The sequence below is a fragment of the Alteromonas sp. ABH4_452 genome, from assembly GCF_056311825.1.
Genome location: NZ_CM149973.1, coordinates 573679 through 595454 on the forward strand (window position 1 = coordinate 573679; position 21776 = coordinate 595454).

17 protein-coding genes are annotated in these 21776 nt (G+C 45.0%); 7 read left to right on the forward strand and 10 right to left on the reverse strand.

The genetic code is table 11. The features are described 5' to 3' along the window. Positions 1-62 precede the first annotated feature (62 nt). Both ACYX4N_RS02520 and ACYX4N_RS02525 read right to left on the reverse strand, forming a co-directional pair. Positions 63-581, reverse strand: coding sequence for a YgjV family protein (locus ACYX4N_RS02520; protein ID WP_101566352.1), 519 nt, complete (start codon positions 579-581; stop codon positions 63-65). A gap of 64 nt (positions 582-645) precedes the next feature. Then, on the reverse strand, positions 646-2838 hold the full coding sequence (locus tag ACYX4N_RS02525) for a sulfatase (protein ID WP_476055512.1): 2193 nt from the start codon (positions 2836-2838) through the stop codon (positions 646-648). 93 nt (positions 2839-2931) lie between these two features. Between ACYX4N_RS02525 and ppiC the strand changes: the two genes are divergently transcribed. Beyond that, positions 2932-3213: a peptidylprolyl isomerase PpiC gene (ppiC, locus tag ACYX4N_RS02530; RefSeq protein WP_476055513.1), complete on the forward strand. Its 282-nt coding sequence runs from the start codon at positions 2932-2934 to the stop codon at positions 3211-3213. Positions 3214-3326: 113 nt separating this feature from the next. On the opposite strand, the gene ACYX4N_RS02535 is transcribed toward ppiC, so the two are convergent. From ACYX4N_RS02535 to ACYX4N_RS02545, 3 genes are all read right to left on the reverse strand, one after another. Beyond that, complete coding sequence (locus ACYX4N_RS02535) at positions 3327-4073, reverse strand: hypothetical protein (protein WP_476055514.1); 747 nt, start codon at positions 4071-4073, stop codon at positions 3327-3329. Positions 4074-4249: 176 nt separating this feature from the next. Beyond that, positions 4250-5356, reverse strand: coding sequence for a FecR family protein (locus tag ACYX4N_RS02540; protein ID WP_476055515.1), 1107 nt, complete (start codon positions 5354-5356; stop codon positions 4250-4252). Then, positions 5349-5939: a sigma-70 family RNA polymerase sigma factor gene (locus ACYX4N_RS02545; RefSeq protein ID WP_474803769.1), complete on the reverse strand. Its 591-nt coding sequence runs from the start codon at positions 5937-5939 to the stop codon at positions 5349-5351. The genes ACYX4N_RS02540 and ACYX4N_RS02545 overlap by 8 nt, the downstream gene beginning before the upstream one ends. Before the next feature lie 209 nt (positions 5940-6148). Here ACYX4N_RS02545 and ACYX4N_RS02550 point away from each other — a divergent pair, with 209 nt between their 5' ends. Next, positions 6149-9313, forward strand: coding sequence for a TonB-dependent receptor (locus ACYX4N_RS02550; RefSeq protein ID WP_476055516.1), 3165 nt, complete (start codon positions 6149-6151; stop codon positions 9311-9313). A gap of 29 nt (positions 9314-9342) precedes the next feature. Here the strand turns inward: ACYX4N_RS02550 and ACYX4N_RS02555 are convergent, their stop codons facing one another. The 5 genes from ACYX4N_RS02555 to ACYX4N_RS02575 form a co-directional block, all read right to left on the reverse strand. Then, positions 9343-9525 carry a DUF6435 family protein gene (locus ACYX4N_RS02555; RefSeq protein ID WP_474803775.1) on the reverse strand — a complete coding sequence of 61 codons (183 nt, stop codon included), beginning with the start codon at positions 9523-9525 and terminating at the stop codon, positions 9343-9345. Positions 9526-9682: 157 nt separating this feature from the next. Next, positions 9683-10396 (reverse strand): DUF6445 family protein, encoded by a 714-nt coding sequence (locus ACYX4N_RS02560; protein WP_476055517.1) that lies wholly within the window; start codon positions 10394-10396, stop codon positions 9683-9685. Next, positions 10375-11118, reverse strand: coding sequence for a SapC family protein (locus ACYX4N_RS02565; RefSeq protein WP_476055518.1), 744 nt, complete (start codon positions 11116-11118; stop codon positions 10375-10377). Before ACYX4N_RS02565 ends, ACYX4N_RS02560 begins: the two co-directional genes overlap by 22 nt. 26 nt (positions 11119-11144) lie before the next feature. Further along, on the reverse strand, positions 11145-12713 hold the full coding sequence (locus ACYX4N_RS02570; RefSeq protein ID WP_476055519.1) for a tryptophan halogenase family protein: 1569 nt from the start codon (positions 12711-12713) through the stop codon (positions 11145-11147). A gap of 84 nt (positions 12714-12797) precedes the next feature. Continuing rightward, on the reverse strand, positions 12798-15704 hold the full coding sequence (locus ACYX4N_RS02575) for a TonB-dependent receptor (RefSeq protein WP_476055520.1): 2907 nt from the start codon (positions 15702-15704) through the stop codon (positions 12798-12800). Between the two features lie 541 nt (positions 15705-16245). Here ACYX4N_RS02575 and ACYX4N_RS02580 point away from each other — a divergent pair. The 5 genes from ACYX4N_RS02580 to speA all read left to right on the forward strand — a co-directional run bounded on the left by ACYX4N_RS02580 (position 16246) and on the right by speA (position 21767). Then, positions 16246-17403, forward strand: coding sequence for an NAD(P) transhydrogenase subunit alpha (locus ACYX4N_RS02580; protein WP_476055521.1), 1158 nt, complete (start codon positions 16246-16248; stop codon positions 17401-17403). A 2-nt stretch (positions 17404-17405) separates the two neighbouring features. Next, entirely contained in the window at positions 17406-17687 is a 282-nt protein-coding gene (locus ACYX4N_RS02585; protein ID WP_014951245.1) for an NAD(P) transhydrogenase subunit alpha part 2, read from the forward strand. Between the two features lie 11 nt (positions 17688-17698). Further along, entirely contained in the window at positions 17699-19087 is a 1389-nt protein-coding gene (locus tag ACYX4N_RS02590; RefSeq protein WP_474829170.1) for an NAD(P)(+) transhydrogenase (Re/Si-specific) subunit beta, read from the forward strand. Between the two features lie 187 nt (positions 19088-19274). After that, entirely contained in the window at positions 19275-19700 is a 426-nt protein-coding gene (locus ACYX4N_RS02595; protein WP_476055522.1) for an arginine decarboxylase, read from the forward strand. A gap of 156 nt (positions 19701-19856) precedes the next feature. After that, positions 19857-21767, forward strand: coding sequence for a biosynthetic arginine decarboxylase (gene speA / locus ACYX4N_RS02600; RefSeq protein WP_474856640.1), 1911 nt, complete (start codon positions 19857-19859; stop codon positions 21765-21767). Positions 21768-21776: the final 9 nt, after the last annotated feature.

The following is a 21776-nucleotide window of genomic DNA, read 5'->3' on the forward strand; positions in this document are numbered from 1 at the left end:
TAACAATGCTTTGGGCAATCAAGACGTGTAGATTGGGCGCATAGTCTGGCATAAATTAGCAATCAGGCCTGACCGAGTGCTTTTTGCCCTCTGTACAAGCGAATAATGGTGAAGCTATTAACTGCCAGTAACGTAGCTTCAAGCAAGGTGCCGCCAATAGAACCGACAATGATATTGTTGGTTAGCCAACATATAGCGCCGCACAGAAACGCTAAACGCATGCGTATTCCCGACAAACAAAACAAGGCATAAGTGCCTATGCACGTGCCCAAAATAGGGAATAAGTCGTACCAAACTTCGGCCAAATACAGCCCGGCTGCTAGCGATATTAATATAAATAGATAGGCGACACTGCGGGAGCGGGTTTTAATTGAAATGCCTGTTCTTACCACTGAAAGTAAGGCGCTTAAGCATGCGGTAACAGCACCAAGTAACGCGAAATGCAGGGCGTGATTTAAATTCATCACAACCATCATAATACGCAGGTGCTGATCATCACGCTGATAAAAGCACAAAATGCCAAGCGCAAAACTCAGCATTCCTATCGCTTGGGCTAAGTCGAATTCTGGTATTATCAACATTTTATTCGCGCTAGTGGCTTATTTAACATTCCTACAATTAAAATCTATCTCAAATTGAGCTACTTCAGCTTTTGAGTAGCGAATAAGACAAACTTCTGAGTCCTAAAGCAATTAACAGGATTGGAATCAGCATAATAATACTCCCTCCTCCTGTTCTACTCTCTTGTATTCCACCATTATTTGTAGAGCCTCCGCCCTGAGCTTCGGAAAGAGTAATCCGTAATGCACTAGAGTTTGAAGTGAGTCCATCGGAAACAGTAAAATTTATGCCTGCTTGGTTTTGAGTAAATGAGGCAGGAATATCGAGGTAATAAACAGGTCGTGCAATACTGATATTCTCGTCGATAGATAAATCATCGCTTTGAACCCTCAAGTAGAGCTTATCTTTATTAACATCATTCACAGTGTAGTTAATAGTTAATCTGCTGCCTTTTGAAGCTGTGATAGTTGTATGTAACAAACTGATCGTAGGTGCAACATTCACGGGCAAAACTTTAACGCTCAGTTGCTTTCTAACTGTCTTTTCGTGGTCTTTAGCAATGAACGCAAAGCTGATATATTGAGCAGTATCCACTTCTGGTACAGTGAAACTAAAACCATTATTCTGTGCCTCGGTTGTTACGTCTGGGCCCATGAATTGGCGATAACTGACGCTTGAGGAAGCACTTCCATTCAATAGATCCCATGATGCAAAAAGCTTGTCTCCGGCATTTGCGAGGGGGCTTGAAATCGATAAATCTAGGGATAGGTTATTCGATTTCTGTTCTTCAGGGAGTAGATATTGGTCTGCAGGTTTTCCGATGCTGTAAAAGCTAAATGTTCCTTGTTGATAGTCGGGGTTTTCGAGAGGCAGAGAGGCATTTGTGGATACTAAGTATTCAGATAAAATACTGTCTAATTCTATTAATTTATCTGGCCTCTCATTCGCTAGATTACGGGCTTCTTCTACATCACTTGCAACATTATAAAGGGCGTACCTATGTTCTTCCTTGTCACCGTAAAAAAATGTCTTTATTAGTTTCCAACCGTCGTATAAGACTGTAGCGGAAGGAGGTAACCAATCGGGAACGCGAGGCATTGTGGGATAATATGTGAATATAGGTCTGGGCGATAAGGTGTCACCACGCAATATTGGGCGAATATCTTCACCATCTACAATATGTCCTTTCGGCATTTCTGCGTTTAACCCACTCAATAAAGTAGGATAAAAGTCAGCAGATTGGATAGGTTGATTGGATAAGGTGTTTGACTGAGTGAGGCCTGGCCATATTATGAATGTAGGTACGCGACTGCCACCATCATATTGCGTCGCCTTACCGCTGCGAAGAGGAAAGTTACTTGTTGGATGAATCTCGCCCAGTACATCATACATATTCCCCCCATTATCCGATGTAAACACGATGATAGTATCATCTATAATTCCAACCTCTTCTAACGCGTCATATAAAATAGCGATAGCATCGTCAAAGTGTTTTACCATTCCTGCGTAAGTTGCACTTCGTTGGCTGTTAAAAGGGGAGCGCTTGTTAATGAAGTGGTCCACAACATCCTGTTTGGCGTTAAAGGGAGCATGTACCGAAAATGACCAGAAATTTACATAAAAAGGACCTCGACTGTGATTGTTTAAAATCCACTTTTTTGCCTCTTTAGCTAAACGGATGTCTATATGTTCCTCTTCTGTTTCGGGCGTTAAATTCAGAGCGAAAGACCAAGGTGCAAGATAACCTCCGTAAGGGCCAGAGCCGCTGAAGTGCGGAATGTCTATATCGAAACCATGTTCGAGAGGGCTATATGGCGAAGAGCCTAAATGCCATTTTCCAAAATGCGCCGTGTGATAACCCTCGTTCTTTAAAACCTTGACCAGAGTAGGAAGTGATGTGTCAAGACGAGTGGCTGTTAGGGGAACGGTTGATAATTGATTTCGGGGACCACTGCTACGTTCAGATGAAGTAAGCCTAACTGTAGGCGTCTCGATATTCGGATTTAAAATACCATGTCGAGCAGGTGTCTGGCCCGTGAGAATAGAAGCTCTAGTCGGGGAACATAATGGACTATTACTAAATGCCTGAGTAAATGTCATTCCTTTTTGTGCTAGAGCATCTATATTCGGCGTTTCGTAGAACTTATTATGTTGATAGATTGACGTGTCGTTCCAGCCCAAGTCGTCAGCGAGGATAAAAATCACATTTTTTGGCTGGTCAGCCTCCGCCGCAAATGTGAGATGTAAAAAACAAAGTAACATTACAAGCTGGCGCATACCACTCCATTGATATAATAATGTTGAAACATCCAAGATGTGTCGCATTATACGGTATACTGCAATAATTAATACTTCAATATTGGAAGAGGCATGGCAACGGCATCTGCACTTCACATTTTGGTTAAAACAGAGAAAGAAGCGCTTTCTATTTTAGAGCAGCTTAAAAAGGGTAAGGATTTTGCGACGTTAGCAAAGCGTCATTCTAAATGTCCGTCGGGCAAGCGTGGCGGCGATCTTGGTGAATTCCGTAGAGGCCGAATGGTAAAAGCCTTCGACGATGTGGTATTTAAAAAAGACGTGCTAAAAGTACACGGGCCGGTGAAGACCCGTTTCGGCTACCACCTTATTAAAACGCTCTATCGTAGTAATTAAAGAGGCAATTAACCAAATCACGCATAGCATAGCCGAAGTGTGGGTAACACATCTTACCCACTACACGCTCTCCACTAATATAGAAAGATTGTGCAGCCGAGTATTTTGTTTGGCTAGTTACCCGGCTCCCACTTTTCACCGCATACTAAATTTTTGGTAAATATGGCGTACGGGCTGTTGGTGTTGTGCAGTGAACTGCGTAGCGCTGCGCCGTGATCTACCGTAATAAAAGGCGTGTCAGAGGCCTTGCCTTGTTCATCAAGCATAAAGTAGTCGCTGGAGTAGCTTGTTAGCATCATGCGATTGTCGTAACCCATATCGCTTAAGCGAACCCGGGTTATGGCTTTAAATTTAGCGTCGGGGTTAGAAAGGCCTACAATTTTCTTAAAAAAGTAGCCTTTATCAGACTGAAGCTGGGAAAAACCATTTAACGTGTTTATTAAGGTTTTTAAATCTATTGCTTCGCGCTGCAGCATGAAGTCGTGCTGGATGGCATTGCCATCTTTTCTAAGGCTGTCTTTCGACGGTGCTTTACCAGCAGTATAGGCCTGCTCTGCTTCCATTGAAGAAAGGTGCGCTTGCCCTTCCTCTGTATAGTGAATCAGTGCGCTCGTATTCATGTTTACGTAGTAGTCGCTGATCCCCGCAGGTACCACTTCAAATAGCATAACATCTGGGGTTACGGCGCCTCGCTCTTCGGGCGTTTGAGGGCCTTTAGCCACGCACTTGTCAGAGATGAAATAGTAATATTGGCCAGCTTCAATGGCGAAAGCTGTATTAGATAGCACCGCGCAGGTTGCCAGAAATAGTAGCCTGGAAGTGAGCTGCTTAATTGCCGTTAAAGTACTGCCTATTTGCATATCAAAGACGCCTTATTGTTTGATGCATTTATCTATCATACCAATGCATGCAGACAGATATAAGGCGTCATTGTAAGGGGGAGTGGGTAAAAGCGCGAGTTAAGCTTTAGAACGCGCTTTACGCTTAGTTTGTAGCTCAATAAAGCTAAGCAAGAACTGATGAGCCAAACCCACCGTTAACGGGGGCGAAGAACAATAGTTTCGCTAGAGTAGTCTGTAGATATCTGTAAATTGTCGGCAAGGGCGGCAATAAGCGCGTCTACATCATTGGTGTTGAATAGCCCTGCTACTTGCATGTTAGCAAGCGCAGCATCACCTAAAACGACCGTTTTATCCGTATATCGGCTTACTTCTTCAATCACGTCAATTAGTGGCTCGCCGCGAAATACAATCTTGCCTTCACGCCAGCTTAAATCATTCGCGATATCTTCATCTGACACCGTCTCAACGGTGCTGTTAGGCAAAGATAAAAGCGATTTTTCACCTTGAACTAACGTCAGTGGCTGAGCCTGCGGTTTAATAATTGGATCAATAATGCTTTCGCCATTCGCTTTGTTAAGTATATAGCTGGCGACTTCTACCACGCCTTCGGTAACTACCAGTTCAAGGTCGCCGCGGTGATATTGCACATTAAAAGCAGTACCAACAGCCTGTATGGCTTTACCTGCTGCAAGTACATTGAGCGGGCGGGATTTGTCTTTCGCCACTTCGATATGAAGCTCACCTTTGACAAGCTGAATAATCCGTGAGGTTTCAGTAAAAGCTATGTTCACTTGAGAGTTGGTATTAAGCCATAGTGTACTGCCGTCCTCTAAGCTAATGCTTTTGTGCTCGCCCGGTTTGGTCGAGGCTTGTAACGAGTAGCTTGCCATTTGTGCAACAGGTTCGGTTTGATTAGACGGCGAGAATAAATTTAGCCCCTGATAACTTAACAGCCCGACCATTAAAAACGAGGCAGCAATGGCCAGTGGGCGCTTCCAAGTCACGGTGCTGTTTGTTTTGTATTTGGCGTTAGGCTCAGGTGTATGAGGTACGATATCAGCCAGTTCTTTTAGCACCGACATCTTGTCCCATAAAACGACCATCTCAAGGAAAGTGTCTCGATGCAATGGCGTCTTAAGCCAGTTTTTTAGCGCTTGCGTTTCGTCGTCATCAAGCCCTTCGTCTAACTTAACAAGCCATTCGCTAGCGGCATCTAGTATACGTTCGTCACTGTTAAATTGAACGACGTTGCTTTGAGTGACTGGCTTGTCAATTTTTGTTTCGTCTGTTGAACTATTCATGGGCGTCTCTCTTTACATCCGCCGTACTGTGTTGCCCACCACTTTGATAAGCGTTCGGCCTTGTGTACGACGTCGTTTGTCGTCGCATAAACAAGGTGCATCTTTTTATTCCTTCAGCAATATGCTTTTCCACGGTTTTTTCGCTTATCTCTAATTCTTGGGCAATCTCTTTAAGAGAGTAGCCATACACTTTCTTCAATACAAATGCGCGCCTGCATTGCTTGGGAAGGGCGCGCACTGCGTCACAAAACAACTTAAACTCTTGCTGGGTGGCGTTGTTGTGAAACGTTTCATCTTCAACACCGCTAATTGCGCTTTCCAGTGCTGCCGCAACCTCTACGCTGTCGTCTACCATCCGCGTATCAGCACGCTTTAAATGATCGTAAGCCAAGTTTTTTGCGGTTTTAAACAAAAACGACTTGGGCTCTTTAATATGCTCGGTAGATTTAGCCTGACACAAGCGAACGTACGTATCTTGCAGTATGTCATCTACTTCTTTAGGCGGCACAAGGCGCGATAGCATTTTGGCCATCGAGCCGCGCGCCGACATATAGGCATTATGTATGGCTGTTTCTATGGGCATATTGTTATTTTTTATCGTTGTTACTTACTAAGACGACAGCCAGGCTATTTTCCCCCAGTATTTTCAACATTATCGCTCAAAAATTAAATTTGTTAATGGGTTGTATATAATGCGGCGCTAGTTTAAAACAACACCAACAATAAAGAGCAGGGTGACGCATATGCATTGCCCTCTCATAAATTAATAATAACAATAGCGTAAAAACAAATATGCTTGTGGCAAATAACCCTTTCGACACACTACCCACGCTGCCTTTTAAGCCTAAGGCTTTAACGGTTGCGCTGTGCATGATGTCGTTCGGCGCAAGCCACACTGTTATTGCACAGTCAGTGCTGCCTCACCAACAAAAAGAAGTGATTACACAGAATACATCGCCGCTCTCCTCAATAGATTTCACTATTCCTGCACAAAGTGCAGACGAGGCGATCATCGCGTTTGCCAATCAAGCCGAGCTGACCGTTGTCTTTCCCTTCAACAAAGTCAGACATATTTTTGCAAATGAAGTAAGTGGTAACTATACGCCGCAAGTAGCAATAGAAAAGCTTTTAGCTGGTACAGGCCTGAGTGCTGAAATTGTCGACAACACCCGAATAAAAATAGTGCCTGCTAGCAAAAGTGATGAAAACAATCACTTGCTTGGTCGTCTTTTTAACGCCATTACCGCACAAGACGATAGCTTGGTGACCGTACCTGACGAGCAGGGCAGTTACGACATTGAATACATTGAAGTAAGGGGCTTGCGAGCGCGTGTAGCTCAATCAGTGGGGATTAAACGCAACGCGAACATTATCATTGATACTATCCAGTCGGTGGATATGGGTAAGTTTCCCGACCAAAACCTTGCAGAAGCGCTACAGCGTGTGTCTGGCGTATCTATCGACCGCGCAGAAGGTGAAGGCCAACTTGTTACAGTAAGGGGCTTTGGGCCGGAATTTAATCGGGTGTTATTAAACGGCAGGCCTATGGCAACCGATAAGCTAGGGCGCGAATTCAGCTTTGATACTCTGGCTTCAGAGATTGTCAGCAGTGTAACCGTGCACAAACAAAGCCAGGCGACTATGCAGTCAGGTGGTATCGGCGCTACAATTGATGTTCACACCGCTAAACCTTTGTCCTTCAAAGGAATGAGGGCGGCTGGCAGCGTCAAAATGCAGTACGATACCAACTCGCAACAATACGCGCCTTCGACGTCTGCCATGTTCAGCAACACCTATTTAAATAATTCGTTTGGCATTCTAGCCTCTTTTACTCAACACAAGCGTCAAGCGCGGTTAGAAGAAGCGCAAATTGATGGCTGGTTAGTAAATACTAACGTACCTGCAAGTGAGCTTAATGAGGACGTTCCTACATTGTACGTTCCCAGAAATTACGATCAAAGAGTGCGGTTTGATGATAGAACCCGTACGGGATCTGCGCTCGTTTTACAGTATAGACCCAACAACAAGCTAGAGCTTATTGCCGACTATTTGGGGTCGACATTCGATGTTGAAACCTCGGCAACCTCAATGGGTCATTGGTTCACTTCAAGTAATCTTGAAGATGTTACGGTTGATAAAAATGGCACAGCGGTGTCTTTTTCACAAAACAGTGGGCACGCCACCGACTTTCACGCCCGCACTTTTAACCGTTCATCGACCTTAAAAAGCTTCGGTTTTGCAGCAAAATATATCGCAAGCGATAGTGTCATTGTAGATGCTGATCTGTCTTATTCAATGGCTAATGTCGATGACAATAACGGAGAGGGGAACTCTCTCTCGCTTATTGGTTATCTAAATCGCTCTTCATTCGATCATCGTCAGTCGAATATATTGCCCGCAATATCGGGCTTTGAACAAGCCAACTCTCGTCAAGTTAATGCTTTAGGTGAGCCGGTGGGTGTTTCCCATTACTTAGACCCCGCTAACGGCCGTTCCCACGTAATGCTGCGCAGAGGTTGGAGTGTTGACGACGATATAGGGCAAGCAAAAGTCAATGTTAGCGTACTTGGCGATGATAACTGGTTTAGCAAAATTGACGTTGGTGGAGCATTAACTCAGCGCGAAAAAGCTAATGAAAGAAGAGACAATGAAGCCGACGCAAGACACTGTAGTTTTTGTGGCTATTTTGATGTACCAGATATCCCCGATAGCTTCCAAACTGTATTTGACGCAGGCGACGATTTTCTTGGGTCAATTAGCGGGCACGAGAACATACCTCATCAGTGGCTACGTCACGACGGTGATACGTTATTCCGTTACTTGGAGAGCACCGGTGATGTCAGTCTAGCCGCTGAAACACGGGGAAGTTCTTTCGCGGTCAAAGAAACGGTGTATGCGGGGTATGCTCAGGCCGCTATCGAAAAGGATTTTGCGCCTTGGTTTATCGATGTGCATTTAGGACTACGCGCTGAGTATACTGACGTAAAAGTAAGTGGTGTCGACGAACAGTTATCTGCGTTAGTCATTTTAGACCAAACCGAATTGGGGCAAGAGTTTGGCGCCTCGGTAAGCATTGATGAATCGTCAAACTACACCAACGTTCTACCTAGCGTTAGTCTTAAAGCCAGCTGGTTAGATAGCTGGGTATTTCGGGCTGCTTACAATCACAGTATCACCCGTCCAACCTTAGAACAGATGGCGCCAGGTGTAACCTATACCACTACGCGACAAGGTGGGGATCTGAGAGCGCGTATCGGAAACGCACAGCTATTGCCCTTCGAGGCAAAAAACATTGATTTGGCCATTGAGCATTACTACCAAGAAAATAGCTACTTATCTGCAGGTTACTTTAGAAAAACGGTAGATAATTTCATTGTTAACGAAAGCAGTACACAAACCTTTAATAACGTGACTGACCCTAGCACCGGCACAGATCCAAATGCGGTTGATGATGCTGATACGTTAGCGCAGTTTTCCGTAATATCTCCTAGCAACGGTGAGTCTGCAACGGTTGAAGGGGTAGAGGTAGCAGTACAGCATTTGTTTGGCGAGTCAGGGTGGGGAATTCAGGCCAATGCGAGCTTTGTAGATAGCAACGCTGAATTAGACACCGCCAATATCCGTTCAACCTTTGCGCTTACGGGCTTGTCGGGTGCCAAAAACATGGTGCTGTTTTATGAAAAAAACGCGCTGCAATGGCGGGTGGCCTGGAACCAGCGAGAAGGCTTCTTGCAATCGCTGAACCAAACCCAAAGCACCGAGCCTACCTTTGTTAGCCCCTACAAGCAGTGGGATATGAGCCTTTCATACCAATTTAGCCCGAGGGTTTCTGTATTTTTTGAAGGTATCAATATTACTAACGAAACCGTGCACAAACGTGGTCGATTCAGTAATCATTTGTTGTTGGTGCAAGATGCAGGCGCTCGCTATGCAGTGGGCGTTAACATCACCTACTAAGCGCCTTATTTATCTTGGTTTATAGCGCTCTATGATTTTGGCGCACTTTGTTCTAATGCCTCTATTTCTTTCCATAGCTGTTCAGATTGCGCTGTAAGCAAGGAGTACGTTTTTATATCGCCGTTTCTTTGCGCATGCATGGCTTTCTCAAGGAGGGCATCATACTGCTTTCGCATCTTTTTGGTTGGGTTGCTTTTGAAAAGTCCAAACATAATAAATATCCTATACGGTGACTTAGCGAGGAAACGTCTGAAAATAAAGTTTCGATCACCTTTTTGTATGAATAAACCTTCATGAATATTTTGCACAAGGCACACAATTGTGATGCTGCACGCGCAGACTACTCTATAGAAGCTACGTCATGCTCTGTTAAAAAGGGGGGCGAAAAACGATACTGGCGTTTGCGGTTAGCCTGCCTTCTTTCACATTAACAGAATCCGAAATATTGTTAGGTAAACAGCCGCTGTGTAGCAAGTTGGCTGGATATAACACTGCGCGATTAAACATAGGCTCAATGCGGGCGATTTGGGTGAACATGGCGGTATCACCGTTTATGTACGCTTTAGGTGGTAACCCTACGCTGGTGGCTTGACGTTTTAAGGTTTTAAAATAGCCTTCGTATTGCGCTGCATTAACCCGCTCTAACCCAGTTTCAATATGTCGATAGAATGCAGTACCACCTAAAGGCGCGCTAAACAGATAGTGCACCAATGCCCATTCATTATCCTTTTGCGTATCAATGTGCGGAATACATTGAATGGGCGATAGAAATTTCGGCGCTTGATTGGCTATGGAAAGTTGCACTAGAGGTATTTGAAGCGGCTTTTCCACGCCAAAATCTTGTAGCCCATTATGCGAAGCAAGTTGGCTAAATAATTGTGGAAGCGAGGTATGTAGGTGTTCGACATACTCCTGGGGCGGGTGACTTCTCACCCCCGGATAAAAGTCGCCATCTTTTTTTGTAAATGGGTGGTGTTGCGCAATTGTTTCTACCAAACTTAACGGGTCTGGTATGAAATCATCAATAACAACAACCGGCGTGGCTTTTTCACCAACCGTAATCAATTCGTAGTTTGAAACCATGCGTCTGCGTTTTTATTCGCCTTGTTCTTTTTGTCGATAAGGGCATAGATTTGTGCGTTTGACGCTATGAGCGTGTAAATGCTTTGCAGCATGTGTTGTGCATGCAAATCAGCAAGCGCGTCAGCGCTAAGCGCCGCTAGCTTATCTTCATCAATGGTATATAACCCTGTTATAGACGTTTTGCTTTCGTTTTCAAAGGTAATATCTAGGGTGAACGGTGTGATAAGGTTATGCTGTTGCAGTGCGGCAATAAAACGTTGATTTTGCGTTTCACCGTCAAGAAGCTGAGCAAGGATCTGCTGCTTTTCTAACAGGTAGTTACTGGGCTCTCCCGTGTTATCAAAAAGCGGTGTGCCTTTTTCTTCGCTTACTGAAGCGTTATCCATATCAATGCACAGCACGCGGTTACTGCTGTCAGCGCTTTGCGCTTCCGTTCCTACATAAAAAGGCAGGCGTTCAAACTGTGCGGGAATATAAACCGCATCCCATTCACCTTGTTGCCAAAATAGGTTTTCTTTTTCTTCAAAACCTAGTAAGGCAGACAAGCCAAATTGTCCAGAATCGTCAAACTTGGTGATCACCACGGGGTAATGTACCACAAGCTTGTTGAGTTCAGAGAGCACCACAGGAACAAGGTGCTGATTGGCACTGAGTGACAATGCATCGTCGGTTACTTTCAAATCTGCATGTTGTTTATTATTAATGGCAACCATGTGAGTCATACGTAGGCCCTGCTTATTGATTTACGTTAAACGGCCTGCAGGCCGAATTGGTGAATTTTATTAATAAGTTCGCGATGTTTAGGCAGTTTCTCCACCGCCATGCCGCGAGCTTTTCTGTTCTGCATCAACTGTTGCTTAGCAAAGTCGGCGTTCACCCATTGCTGATGTGCGCCTAAATCTGAGGTAAACCCCATACCGTACAGCACATATTGATAGCTTGCCGCGGGGAATACTTCATTATTGCTGGTGAAGTCTTTGTCACTAGGTGGGTGGTATTGCCACAGTGCGAGTAATTCTTTTAATGAGTCTGGAATACTATGACTATCGCTATTGTCCCGCCAAAATGCGCTGTCTTTTCGCTTACTCAACATGTAATGCAGCTTTAAGAAGTCGATAATTCGCTGCCAACGGTAAGAAAAGGTGTCATTAAAGCGCTTCGCCACAATATCCATTACCGCTCTGTTTGCTGGCAACTGTTCAGCAATCATTGAGGCAGACAGCTCCACCAGTACAAGCGCTGAGGCTTCTAACGGCTCTAGAAAGCCTGCCGCTAGCCCAACAGCCACGCAGTTATTTTGCCAAAAGCGCTGCCTGTGTCCGCTTTGAATAGTAATGTCTTTTACGTTTATCCCATCTATGCCGTTTAACGTGCTGGTTTGGCGAACGTATGTGTCTAAGCGCGCATAGGCGTCATCTTTACTTTGATGCCTACTGGAATAGACGTGGCCTACACCTCTGCGTGACTGCAAACCGATATCCCAAATCCAACCGGCGTCTTGTGCGCTGGAGATAGTGTGGGATGCAATAGGACTTTGCGGGGTGTCATAAGGCACGTGTACTGCTAATGCTCGGTCGATAAAAAGTACATCGTCACAGCGAATAAACGGCACCTTGTAGTGTTCGCCGAGCAGCATAGATTTGAAGCCGGTACAGTCAACAAAGAGGTCCCCTTCTACTGTTACCCCTTGCTCGGTATGAAGAGCCTTAATATCGCCGTTATCGCTGCTTTCGACGCGGTTAACGTCGGCCAGCACATGGTGTACACCTAGTTTTTCTGTGCAGTGTTTGGTTAAAAAGGCGGTAAATTTTCCTGCATCTAGGTGATAAGCATAGTTTGCGGTGCCTGCAAACTCTGCGTGGCGTATGCTTTTAGGTGCACAACCTGCTTCGCATATAGCTTCCTGAACACATACTGCATGGGAAAAAGACTCGTTTAATTCTGGTGCTACAGTCTGCCAGTAAGGACCTAAATTTGTTTGCGAAAACCCTTGGGGCAGCATAAGAGGGTGGTAGTAAAAATCGTGCTCTTCACCAGTGGTCCACTTAGCAAACTTTGCTCCTTGCTTGAATGTGGCGTCGCATTCTTTGATGAAAGTGGTTTCACTAATACCCAATGCAATTAGTGTTGAGCGCATGGTTGGCCAGGTACCTTCGCCCACGCCAATAATAGGCACATTGGGGCTTTCTATTAAGGTTACTTTAATGTCTTTGCGGGTAGCGCATTGATGTTGCGCTGCAATACGACCAGCCGTTAGCCACCCTGCGCTACCGCCACCAACTACTACAATGTGCGTTATGGGAGTTGCTGTTGTCATACTGATTTCCTGAATAAAAACTGTGGCTACCAAATGGTAGCCACGAATGTGGGACCAACAAATGCCGGCCCCAATTACGCGAAACTAAAAGTTTCCGCGCACACCGAAGGCCCAACGTCTGCCGCTGTCTTCAACCAACAGCAAGTGATTAGAGAAGCGACCGCGTTTATGTACAAACTCTTCTGTAAGGTTAATACCTTCAAAGAAGATTTCTACATTGTCTGTCACGCTGTAGCTACCGCTAATGTCAAGCTGTTGATAAGACTCAACAATGGTTGGGCCGTCACCCTGCCCTTGTGTTAACGACTGAACAAACTCATCACGCCAGTTATAGGCAAGACGAATTTGATAGTCGTCAGTTTCATAAAATGCTACCAAGTTGTATGAATCACTTAACCCAGTTAGCGCAAATACCTGATTAATATCGAATGGATCGAGTTCGGCGTCACTGTCAACGATAGTTCCGTTGGCAAGCACCCCAAAGCCATTATCGAAAGTGTGCTGAAGCGCAAGCTCGAAACCGTCTACCGTTGCGTCTTCACCGTTATTTGGCAGAGTATTGGTAAACACAGCAACGTCGTCACCCGCATCTGGCTCGCTAGCGTTAGTGCCTGTAGAAGGGTCGGTTAGCAGGCTGCCGTCAGCAAGCTCGAAGGTTTTGTCTTCTTGGCTATTAACAATAAAGTTCGATACCAACTTTCTGAAGTAACCAATTGATGCATAACTTGCTTCGTCGTAGTAGTACTCAAGCGACAAGTCCAAGTTGTCCGATTTGAATGGCTCTAGTGCAGGGTTACCACTGGTAGACGTTAAATCACCACCTTGGCGGGTGGTTGTAATTACTGTCACCGGCGACATGCTGTTAAGCGTAGGGCGAGTAATAGTTGAACTCGCAGCAAAGCGCGCAATTAAATCGTCGGTAATTTCTAAACGTACGCTGAAGTTAGGTAATAGCACGTCGTAATCAGACTCAGTGGCAATACTTTGCGCATCGCCAAAACCAGCCAGCATTTCGGTTTGATCCAGAATCGTTAAGCCCGTTATTGGCGCTTGCGTTCCGTTAACCGTCACATCCGTCATTTCATAACGCACACCAGCGGTTGCGCTTAAGAACATGTCTGCAACTTCGCCTTCAAAGTCGAATTCCATATAGGTAGAGATAATATCTTCTTCAACTTCAAAGCTGTTGTTACGGCGCACCGCATCAAAACTAATCGAATCACCATTTACGCTTTGATAGTAAGATTCTAAAAATGCAAAGTTGGCTTCGCCATCATGGGCAAGCCAAGAGGTGGGCATGCGACCGCTACCACTTACGTCAGAAAGAAAATCGCTGCCTGCGTCAAAAACGTATTGGCTGCCTGCTGGGATCTCAGGCAAGTCTGGGTAACCACAGTAAGTACAGTGAATACCTACACCTTCATTGTCCCAACGGGTAAGTGATTTGGTTTCGGTGCTGTACTGTGCGCCAAAGCGAATTTCAGTTAAGCCGCTGCCATCTGTTACGTATTCGCCGTCAAAGCGCAGCTGGCTCACTTCATCTTCTACCGCCCAGCCTCGACGCAGCATTACGTGAGCTCGGCTGTTCGCTTCATCAAGATGATTGCTCACACCATCAGGTGTCAGTGCAGGGTTGTATATAGGGAATCCGTCAGGACCAGTAACAATCGCGCCATCTAGTTCTTGTTGTCCGCTATAAATATTGTCATTAGGCGAAGCGAACATGCTGGCAACTGGTAAAATGTTGTCATCTACTTGGAATCGTACGCGGTTGGCATAACCAATAAGTGAAAGCTGATCGCCACCACCATTATTGGCTTCGCGTTCGGCTTCTGAATGACTTAAATCAAACGATAAATTCAGATTATCAGAGTACTGGTAATCAAAGTTAAGGCCTATGGCATAGGTATCGGTTAAACGGTCGAACGTTTTGGCGTGCATATCTGTCGCCAAACCTACCTCTTGGTATAAATCGACAATAGTACCGTTTGCATCAACCGTTGGGCTGCGGCGATTGCCGTTTTCATCAAACAGGCTGCCGTCATCACCTACACCCTGAATGTTAGGTGCGGTAAACCAGTGGCCGTACGACGTTGCTTCAGACTCTACGTCAAAATCTGAATACAGTGCGTCAGCAGTTACAACCAGTTTGTCGTTAGGTGCATATTGGAATACAAGATTAGCGTTTGTACGGGTACGCTCTTCAAAGGTCACTTTGTGATCGTAGTTTCGCGGTGAAAATACATTGCCTGTCCAAGCGTCGCCTGATTGGGTAACAGGGTTTGGCACGCCAACGTTTTCTAGCCAACCGTCCATCTGAGCCTGGTTTAAGCGAGTCTCACGCTCTTGGTGTGAAACGGCAAGTAATACACCGAAGGTGTCGTCATTGAACGTGTTGCTAATCAGGCCAGAAAATTGTGGCGTAGTTTCTTCGCTATTTTCGTCGTACACGCCTTTTACCGAACCCGCCATTTTAAAACCGTTTAATGCGAACGGGCGCGCGGTATTAATATTAATGGTAGAGCCTACACCACCAGACTGCATTGTGGCCGTTGACGTTTTATGCACATCAAGGCTGCTTACTAACTCAGAAGCAATCGTGTCGAAACTGAACGCACGCGAATCGTTTTCAGACGCCATCTGACGGCCATTTACCAACACGGTGTTAAACTGTGGTCCAAAACCACGTACGGTAATTAGCTGGCCTTCACCGCCTGAACGGTCGATAGATACGCCGGTAATACGCTGTAGTGATTCAGCTAAGTTGGTATCGGGAAAATCACCGATGTCTTCTGCGCTAATGGCGTCGACTACGCCAGCAGAGCTGCGTTTAACATCCATCGATTTTGCAACCGATGAGCGGATACCACTTACCTCAATCACTTCTACGTCTTTATTGGGTTGCGCGTCTTGGGCAAATGCACTATTCGCAGAAATAGCCGACGCTAAAACTGCTGCCACTGAGCATGCAAGCTTGGTTTTCCTATACATGATGGTGTGTGTCCTAATCGTTAATTTTAATGCGCCTTATGGTGTGCACCCCACTTGGCTTTCTCTCACAGCATTTCGCTGTTAATTCATCAAGACGACACGGTTTGTAAAATCCCCCAAATTTATTTAACAATTTTTTAAATTAATTGAGTCACCTTATTTAAAAGGCGTGATTTCTTCGACATCGATTAGCGTAATCCACCTTTACGTGTGTTTAAAAAATGCACAATTATTAATGTATTCACAGAATAAATGCTTCTTTATCTACTTCATTTATCGCCTGTATGCCATTTCTATATAAATATTAGTTATGACTCGTAAGTAAATGATACTAGTGATGTATGCCCATATAGCGTAGCTTTGCCGCAGTTTCGCTTGAAAAATAAGCGGAATAAGGGGTGCTATTCGAAGCAAAATAAATACAGGAATTGCCTGTTCTGTTTTTGATTTCGCTAGAGAATGCTAGGCATAAGTGAATAAAATGGCTTAGTACTGTTTAAAGGGTGTCATTCTCGGATAGCCGGAATGTGAGGAGAAGCGTGTGAAAATCATAATATTAAATGAGTCAAAAGCGCCAGATCCGCTAAATAATGTGGAGAAGCGATGTGCGGCTACACCTAGTAGTGCACAGCGTCTGGTGAAAAAAGGGGCGACCTTACTGCTAGAAGCGGGGGCGGGCGTACACTCAGGGTATTCAGATAAAGAATACAAAGATGCAGGCGTAACTGTCATCGATGATGTGAATGATGCATTATCAACAGCAGATATGCTGGTGGCGGTGAACAAACCCACCGATGCACAGCTAGCGTTGATGAAAAAAGGGGCCATTGTGGTAGGCCATCTTGACCCTTTCTTTCAGCAACCGCTTATTGAATCTATTGCAGAAAAAGGGCTGACCGCCATTTCTGTAGAAATGATTCCACGCTCATCTCGCGCTCAGAAAATGGACGCATTGAGCTCGCAAGCCAGTCTTGCAGGTTATGTCATGGTAATGCAGGCAGCGAACCAGTTGCCATCAATACTCCCTATGATGATGACACCGTCAGGTACCATAAAGCCTGCGAAGGTGTTTATTATTGGTGCAGGCGTAGCGGGCCTTCAAGCAATAGCAACGGCGAAACGTTTAGGCGCAAACGTGCTAGCTTACGACACCCGTGCGGTAGTGGCAGAGCAAGTAGAGTCACTTGGTGGCAAATTCCTTAAAATCGACATTGGTGAAACAGGCCAAACGAAAGACGGTTATGCAAAAGAACTGACAGACGAACAAAAAGCAAAGCAGCAAGAAGCCCAGCGCGACGCCATTGCTGACTCTGACATCGTTATAACTACTGCTCAACTATTTGGACGCAAACCACCTGTACTAATTTCAAAAGATACCTTAGCACTAATGAAGCCTGGCAGTGTGGTTGTAGATATGGCGGCTACATCGGGTGGTAATGTTGAAGGTTCGGTTGCTGGCGAAACAGTTGAAATTAACGGTGTAAAGGTAATCGGTAACGGTAACTGGAGTCAGTTTGTGGCTAAAGCGGCCAGCGATATGTACGCCAATAACATCTATAACCTTGTGGATGAGTTCTTTGATGATGAAACCAAAACTTTTGGGCTGAATCTGGAAGACGACATTCTAGCCGGCTGTGTAATTACCCACGACGGCAAGATAACTAACGACATGCTTAACAACGCATACAAAGGAGCCTAATTATGGAAATCATCTATTTACTTTTCATTGTGCTACTGGCTGCTTTTTTGGGTTTTGAGTTAATTCGAAAAGTGCCTGCTACGTTACATACGCCTTTGATGTCAGGCTCTAACGCTATATCAGGTATTACGTTAGTAGGCGCATTAGTCGCATCGGGTAGCGACAATAACTTGCTAACCACCATTCTTGGTACGGCCGCGGTGGCGCTAGCCAGCATAAACGTAGTGGGCGGTTATCTTGTTACCGACCGCATGCTTGGCATGTTTAAGAAAAAAGATAAATAAGGAGTACGCAAGTGAGTGATATCGTAACTGTAATAAACCTTGCGTATGTAGTTGCTGCGGCGCTATTTATCTTGGGTCTTAAATTACTTAGCCATCCAGATACTGCTAAGAAAGGTAACTTCATCTCTGCCATAGGTATGCTGGTTGCTGTGGTTGTTACCCTGCTTGATCAGCAAATTATTAGCTACCACTATATTCTGTTAGGTTTTGTAATTGGCGGCGCTTTTGGTGCGTGGAAAGCTAAGACCGTTGAAATGACGGCAATGCCGGAAATGGTGTCGTTATTTAATGGCTTTGGTGGCGCAGCGTCATTGCTTCTGGGTTGGGCAACATTAGCCGGAATGAGCCTGATTACCCTTAAAACTGAAAGCGCGTTTACCTTTATTACCCTGTTTTTCACTATCTTAGTGGGGGGGATTACATTCTCAGGCTCGGTGGTAGCCTGGGGTAAATTGTCCGGGAAAATGAGTTCTAAAGCGGTTATTTTCACAGGGCTTCGCGAGCTAAGTATCTTGCACCTAATTGGCATGGTAGTGATTGGCTATTTCTTCACTACCGATCCAAGCAACCCACTTTGGATATACTGTGCAATCGCGTTGTCATTAAGCTTTGGCTTATGGGCTACCATTTCAATTGGTGGTGCAGATATGCCGGTGGTTATCGCACTTTTGAACAGCTACTCGGGCGTTGCCGCGTCGGCGGCAGGCTTGGCTACTGGTAACACAATATTGATTGTTACGGGCCTATTGGTTGGGGCTTCAGGCTTAATTCTTACCAATATTATGTGTAAGGCAATGAACCGCTCACTGATGAATGTGCTGTTGTCTGGCTTTGCGAAGCCAGTAGAAGCGGGTGAAAAAATAGAAGGCGAAATTAAAGTATTGGCCGCGCAAGATGCATTTTATGTATTAGAGGCCGCGCAAGCAGTACTGGTAGTGCCTGGCTACGGTATGGCGGTTGCGCAAGCGCAGCACGCGGTACGTGAGCTTCAGTCTCTATTAGAAGAAAACGGCTGTACGGTAGATTACGCCATTCACGCGGTGGCGGGGCGTATGCCGGGTCACATGAACGTGTTATTGGCAGAAGCTGACGTGCCTTATGACCAACTTTACGAGATGGATGACGTTAACCCGCGTATGGAAAACTATGATGTGGTTATCGTTATCGGCGCGAACGATGTGGTTAACCCTGCGGCCAAAGAAATGAAAGGCAGCCCTATTTACGGAATGCCAGTTATCGAAGCCCATCGTGCAAAAACCGTCTTTGTACTTAAGCGTTCTGCGAATGCCGGTTTTGCTGGTGTAGATAACCCGCTGTTTTTCAAAGATAACACGCGCATGGTGCTAGGTGACGCTAAAGACACCATCAACAGTATTATTCGTGAGTTCGGGGACGATTAATACGGCGTCTATCTTCTATTAACAACGTTTAAAGACCTGCGTAAATGCAGGTCTTTTTACTTTTTGAGTATGAAACGTAATCACAATGTATTCAACTTTAGTTGTAGTTTAAGCTTTTCAACTCTACTATGTAGGAGCTATAGCAGTTGAGTTTATTATTCATATAGTCATAGAGATGTACGAATAAATGTCTACGACCCCTTTTCATATTGAGCCATTCAGAAATTGTATTTTGGTCACACTTCGTGGCAAGTGGGATATGTCTACAAACATTCAGTACCTTGCTAAACTTTCCGAATGCTTGAAAACCCGCAAGGGCAGGCCCTTCCACCTATTTGTAGACATGCGCGGCTGGCAGACTCCCAATTCAGATTCTTTCAATCAAATAAAAGCGCCGATAAAGCTAGATAGGCGAAACCAGCTTAGCGAGACATGGTTAGAAGATGATGAGACTGATGCTGAACATATTGCGCAGAAGTTTTTTAAATCGCCGCAAATTAATCTGGGTTTTGAGCTTGAGCGTACTCAAAATATCTCAAAGTTTATAGCGTATTGTGAAGCAAAAGCAGACAAGATAGTTATAGACTATGTTCAAACATGGATAGACACTTAAAAGTTAGCGTTCGATAAACAAAATTAGTCGCGACAATAGATATTTTACATCGCAACAACTCTCGCGTTCAGCCTTGTGTTGTCTATAATACGCTGCTTATTTTCGCACTTACTTTGCTAGGTATAAACCTAGCCCACTTACACATAGGTGAATAAATTGTCAGATTGGAGCATCGAAGAAGCGGAGCGCGTCTATGGCGTGTCTCAATGGGGCGGTGGCTATTTTCAAATTGGCGAAAATGGCAATGTCCATATTACCCCTGTTCCTGAAGATCCTAGCATTCGAATCGACTTTAATTCGGTAATAGAAGATATCCGCAAAGAAGGCGTACAGTTTCCCGTTGTAGTGCGATTCCACGACATTTTACGCTCGCAAGTTGCCGGATTGAACAAAGCTTTCAGAAGCTCAATCGAAGAAGCCGAATACCAAGGCCAGTACCAAGGTGTGTATCCGGTAAAAGTTAACCAAATGCGTGAAGTGGTTGAAGAGATTGTTGATGCAGGCAAGCCTTATAATTACGGGTTGGAGGCCGGTTCTAAAGCCGAGCTTCTTACCGTACTTGCCATGAATACCAACGAAGAGTCGTTGACCATTCTAAACGGTTATAAAGACGACGAAGTAATGCGTCTTGCACTGTTAGGTAGAAAGCTTGGTCGTCGAGTGGTTGTGGTAGTGGAGAAGTACACCGAGCTGCTTTTACTCGTTAAAATTTCAAAAGAGCTTAACATCGACCCTATTATCGGTGTGCGCTCTAAAATGACCGTGAAAGGTCGTGGTAAGTGGGAAAGCTCTGGTGGAGAACGTGCGAAATTCGGTTTGACCATTACCGAGATCATTAACGCAGCTCGCTACCTTGAAGAACAGGGTATGGCCCATTGCTTGAAGCTGCTTCACTTCCATATTGGCAGTCAGCTAACCGATATACGTGCAGTAAAAGAAGCGGTTACCGAAGGCGCGCGTATTTATGCCGACCTTCATAAAATGGGCTTCGAGCTGGACTATGTTGATGTAGGCGGTGGTCTTGGTATCGACTACGACGGCAGTAACTCAACGAATGAGTCTTCGCGTAACTACAGCATGCAAGAATATGTCGCCGACGTTGTCTATGGCATGAAGGAAATGTGCGATCTTGAAGGTGTACCACATCCGCATTTGGTAAGTGAAAGCGGGCGTGCAATCACTGCGCATCACAGCTGCGTTATTACAGAAATTGTGGGCGAGATTAAATCTAATGCTTCGCAACTGGATACGTCTGCGAAAGAAGGCGAGCACTTCTTTTTGAAAAACATGCGTGAACTTGCCGATACGTTTGACGAACAAACGAACATGCATGAGATTTACAACGACGCGTCTCAATATAAAGAGCAAGCGCTCGATGCATTTAAGCTGCGTGTACTTACATTAGAAGAGCTAGGCAAAATAGAAACCCTTTACTGGGATATTATGGGACGCCTACAGAAGTGGTATCGAAACGAAGAATATGTGCCAGAAGAGCTACAAGAGCTAGATTACAGCTTGTCGTCTCAATATTTGTGTAATTTCTCTGTGTTTCAGTCGGCTGCTGATACCTGGGCTATTGACCAGCTTCTGCCAGTAGTACCGCTTATTCGCATGAATGAAGAGCCAACGGTTAATTGCTCGTTAGTGGATATAACCTGTGATAGCGACGGTAAAATTGATCAATTCACGATTGGCCGTGAAATTACTGACGTACTGCCTATGCATCCACTTAAGAAGGACGAACCTTATTACATTGGTTTGTTCTTAACGGGCGCATATCAAGACGTAATGGGCGACATGCACAACTTGTTTGGTCGCTTAAACGAAGTGCATATTTACAGCTACGACGACGACCCGGAAGACTTCTACATTGAAGAAGTAGTAAAAGGCTCGTCAGTAGAAGATGTGCTAAACGTTATGCAGTATAACCCGCGTGCAATGGCGTCAGATGTTAAACGAATGATAGATAAGCATGTATGGGACGGCAAATTGAATCCGCGCGAAGGGGTTCGCTGGACCGATTTCTACGAAAACTGCTTAGCGGGTTACACTTACCTTAAGCAATAAGAGGCAATA